Genomic DNA, 4,178 nt, shown 5'->3' on the forward strand with positions numbered 1-4,178 from the left:
AAGGGCGTCGGCTACGGTCGGCGCTATCCTTCCCTGCCCTGAAGGACGGGGCTTGCCGCGCCTTTTGGTCAGTCGGTGTTTTCGTTGCTCACAAAGGCCGACCCATTGGCCTGGGGTTCGGGCGATTCCAGCGCGTATTTGAGCGCATGCCAGGCCAGGTTGGCGCATTTGATGCGCACTGGAAATTGGGCTACCCCTTTCATGGCGTTCAAAGCCCGTTGCTCCCGCGGGAACTCTTCGCCACCGCGCATCATGGCTTGGAAGCGCTCCACCAACTGCAGAGCTTCGGGGATGGTGCGCCCCCGCACCGCATCCGCCATGAGATCGGCAGAAGCCAGGGCAATGGCACAGCCTGCCCCCTCGAATTTGATATCGACAATCCGCTCCTGGCTGGGATCCAGTTGTAAGGTGAGGTCGATGGTGTCGCCACAGGAGGGGTTGTGGCCACGTTGGTGGCGGTGGACGGGATCCACTCTGCCGAAGTTGTGGGGCTTTTTGTACCGCTCCAGAATGACTTGCTGATAGAGTCCGCGCAGGTTATCTAGAGGCATTGTTGCTCCTGGTTGGTCGCTGCTCTGGCCGGTCGGCAAAAGTCGATCCGCTCATAGCCCATTGCCGCCGGGAATAGCCATAGTTCTCAGATATTCAGGATTTGGGAAGCGAGCCCGACCTGGCCCATCTGGTTTTGATCTTAACCCCGTTCTTGGTAGAGCTTGAGTCAGTAGAAAAACTCCTGCCAGCGCAGGGGCTTAAGTTTGCGCATGTACAGCCAATCAAAAAAGTTCTTCAGCACCGTGGCTGAATAGCCGCGCCAGACCAGCCTGCCTTTCTCGGCAACGGCAACGCGGTTCCCCACCGTTACACAAACAAAAACCGTGGCCTGCGGTCGGTAGGGGATCAGAGGTTGGCCGCGGATGAGCCGCAGCAGGTTTTGGGCTGCAATTGGCCCCTGGCGCACCGCGTACACGCCGATCTTGGGCAAGAGGCGGGATCCCCAAACAAAGTCAGCGCAGTCCCCCACCGCCAAGATGTGCTCTGAGCCTTGCACCCGCAGGTATTTGTCCACGAGCAGGGATCCCGTCGGCCCTGTTGGCAAGCCGCAGGTGCTCAACCAGCTCGGCACCTGGAAGCCACCTGCCCACAGGCGGGTCTGAGCTATCAACTCGGTGCCATCCGAGAGCCACACGTGCTCCGGCCCAAAGGCTTTCACCTGACATCCGGCCCAGATTTCCACCCCCAGACGGCGGATTTCCCTTTCCACCGCCCGGCGGAAGGGTTCCGAGAAGCCCTCGACCAGATGGGCCTGGCGATGGATCAAGATCAGCCGGGCTTGAGCCAAGGGGATCCCTGTTTCTGCGCTCATTTCCCGGCAAAGATCGTAGAGTTCCCCCATCAGCTCTGTGCCGGTACAGCCTCCTCCCGCCACCACAAAGGTCAGCAGGCCCGGCGTCCGATCCCCCTGGGCTGCCCGTTGCCAGCACTGCCGGATCCAGGTTTGGGCGGCCACCAATTGTTCTGCCGGTCGAATGGTAAAGGCATGTTGGATCCCATCAATGGGGCGCAACTCCCGGCCCACATTCACCAACAGATAGTCGTAGGCAAGAGTTTGGATCCCGGCTTCACTCTCCAGGGTCAGGGTTCGAGCTTCGGGTTGGATGTGGGTGACTCGCCCCGGCAAAAACTGGGCGCCGTTGGCTTGAATATGCTCCAGCAAAGGGATCCGCACCAGCTCCAGAGAAAACCGACCACTCAGCAGCCGCGTGGACATGCCTGAATTAACACTGTAGGGATAGGGGTTGATGGCGATCACCCGTGCCTGCCCTTTGAGCGCCCGCAAGGCGTCGATGGCTCCATAGCCACATCCGGCCAAGATCACAGTGGGCAGGGATCCCCTCATGGCTGGAGCGGGAACCGCTGGGGATCCCCGGCTGCCCATTCCAGGATGGAACCGGAATAGCTTTTGGCCTGCCGGCCCAAATGGGTCAAAACCACCGTGACCCAAGCGGCGCGAACCCCAGCTGTGCAGTAGGCAATGATCTCGGCTTCTGGAGAGATCCCGGCTTTTTGCAGGCGGGCGTGAATTGCAGCGGGCGGCAACAGGGATCCCGCCGCATCCATCAGCTCCTTGTAGTAGAGATGCACAGCGCCGGGGATGTGTCCGCCACGTGCCTCACCATAGGGGGTGGCTCCCTCGTATTCTTGGGCTTCGCGACTGTCGAGGATGGCCACACGGTCGGAGCCAAGGCTGGCCCGCAGGGTGTCCCGGTCGATGTTCCACCGGTCGGTTCGCTGCACCACAAAATCGCCCCGTTGCGGTTCGTCGGCGCTTTGTCGGGTTGTGGTCAGCACTCCCTCCTTCACCAGGGCCGGATAGCCCCCGTCCACCATGACTGCCTGGGGATGACCCAAGCTGCGCAACATCCAAACGATCCAGCCATCTTCTCCCCAGCCCTGTAGCGGATCGGCAGCAACTACCACCGGACGCTCCCGAAACACGCCAATGCCTTGCAGCTTTTCGGTGAGAAGGGCATCATCTGCCAACAGCTTGCCGCTGTTTGCAGCCTCTGGCTGAGTAAACTCCGTCCAGTTCACCGGAATTGAACCCTTCAGGATCCCGTCGGCTTGCAATTCCGCACTGCGTGCATCCAGAAGCGTTGCCCCTTGTTGGATGAGCTGGATGGCGGTTGCAGGGCTGACCACCCAACCTGGCGTTGGTGTCATGGGTTGAGAGAACCTTAATTGGAAGATCCTATCCCACCTTACGGGACGAGTAGGCCGGTATGGGCCTCTTCCATCTGTTTGGAGAGAAGCCGTTGCAGGCTCACTCTGGCTTCGGAGAAGTTGGGAGCGATTTCCAAAGCCGAGCGAAAGTGTTCAATGGCCTGCTCCAGCTTGCCTTGGCGGGCAAGGATGGATCCCAGACGATAGTGAGCTGCTCCATAGCTGCCATTGCTGCGAATGGCCCGTCGATAGCTGGCCTCCGCCGAGGTTAGATCCCCCTTGATGCGCGACGCCTCTCCCATGCCAAAGTGAGCTTCGGGCAGATCTGGGTCTCCTTTCAAAGCCTGTTCAAACTGCTGCATAGCCTGCTGCAACTGTTGGGGCTGGATGAACTTGCGCCCAGAGGCATCCCGTTGTTTGGGCCCCAAGTAGGCTAGGCCAGTGGCGGCCATCGCTGCGTGCAGATCGGGGGCCAGCTCCAAAGCCCGCCGGTAGTTCTTGATGGCTTCGCTGTATTGCTCTTGGCCTGCCAACACCAGACCCAAACCGTAGTAGGCGCGAGCCTGCTGTCTTTTGAACTGGCCATTGAAGATCACCTGGCTGAACTCTTGGCTGGCTTGAGCCAGATGACCTGCATGCACCATTGCCAAACCCAGATCCACCCGCACAGCGGCTGCCAACTCAGGACTGAGATCCAGGCTGAGGGCAGTTCGGAAGGCTGCGATTGCCGCTTTTAACTGACCTTTGCGCATCAGCGCTTGTCCCATCACGGCGTGGCCCAGGCCCAGGCGATCATTCAACTCCAAAGCAGCCCAGCAGGAGTCGATGGCCTCGTCCCATTGCCCCAGCTTGAGGCGAACTTGAGCAATGCAGAGATGAGCCTCGCTGAAGTGGGGATCCAGCCCCAGGGCCTTTTGTTGCTGAGCTAACGCTTCTGCCCAGTTGCCCTTCTCTGCCCAGGCTTGGCCGAGCAGGCTATAGATCTCAGCTTGGGCGGATCCCTGGGTGAGGGGGAATGCTTCGGGTAAGTGGGCCAGAACTTCATCCGGCTGATGCTGGGCCAGCCACTGCCGTGCTAGAGCCTTCAGGGTTTCCACCAGGTGGGTGTTGATGCCGCTCAAGTTCGGGTTCAGGCGTTTGGCCTGTTGGTAGTGGCTCAATGCCTCCTGCAGTCGGTTGGTTTTCGCCAACAGATGGGCCAGCTCAACGTGGGCCTCGACATGATTCGGCTGTTGCCGCACGGCCTCCCGAAACCGCTCCACTGCCTCAGGAATTGGATTGGCCTGTAAAAAGGACAGCCCTTCTGTAAAGGGATCCTGGGATCCCTCCCGCTCAAAGGTGTTGATGGCACGCCGGCCTTGCCAACCCAGCCAGCCCCCCCCTGCAGCCAAGATCAACAGCGGGATCCCCAGCCCCAGCGATCTGGCTCGGGCAGGAACATCGGCTTGCCCAAAAGA

General features: G+C 60.2%; 4 protein-coding genes. All 4 read right to left on the reverse strand.

Going from position 1 to position 4,178, the window contains the following annotated elements; translation table 11 throughout:
• Nucleotides 1-68: 68 nt before the first annotated feature.
• On the reverse strand, nt 69-551 hold the full coding sequence (gene sufU / locus NW837_RS09945) for a Fe-S cluster assembly sulfur transfer protein SufU (protein WP_011434254.1): 483 nt from the start codon (nt 549-551) through the stop codon (nt 69-71).
• A gap of 167 nt (nt 552-718) precedes the next feature.
• Nucleotides 719-1,897, reverse strand: a complete 1,179-nt coding sequence (locus NW837_RS09950; RefSeq protein WP_414331158.1) for an NAD(P)/FAD-dependent oxidoreductase — start codon at nt 1,895-1,897, stop codon at nt 719-721.
• Nucleotides 1,894-2,721, reverse strand: a complete 828-nt coding sequence (locus NW837_RS09955; RefSeq protein ID WP_414331160.1) for a sulfurtransferase — start codon at nt 2,719-2,721, stop codon at nt 1,894-1,896. Before NW837_RS09955 ends, NW837_RS09950 begins: the two co-directional genes overlap by 4 nt.
• A 38-nt stretch (nt 2,722-2,759) precedes the next feature.
• Nucleotides 2,760-4,178: tetratricopeptide repeat protein (locus NW837_RS09960; protein WP_414331162.1), on the reverse strand; the 1,419-nt coding region annotated here is incomplete at its 5' end.

The sequence above is a fragment of the Synechococcus sp. R6-10 genome (assembly GCF_047461815.1).
GTDB lineage: Bacteria > Cyanobacteriota > Cyanobacteriia > Thermostichales > Thermostichaceae > Thermostichus.

Excerpts from the sequence above, each read along its gene's own strand:
- sufU (WP_011434254.1), bottom strand. The coding sequence starts at position 551 with ATGCCTCTAGATAACCTGCGCGGACTCTATCAGCAAGTCATTCTGGAG.
- NW837_RS09950 (WP_414331158.1), bottom strand. The coding sequence starts at position 1,897 with ATGAGGGGATCCCTGCCCACTGTGATCTTGGCCGGATGTGGCTATGGA.
- NW837_RS09955 (WP_414331160.1), bottom strand. The coding sequence starts at position 2,721 with ATGACACCAACGCCAGGTTGGGTGGTCAGCCCTGCAACCGCCATCCAG.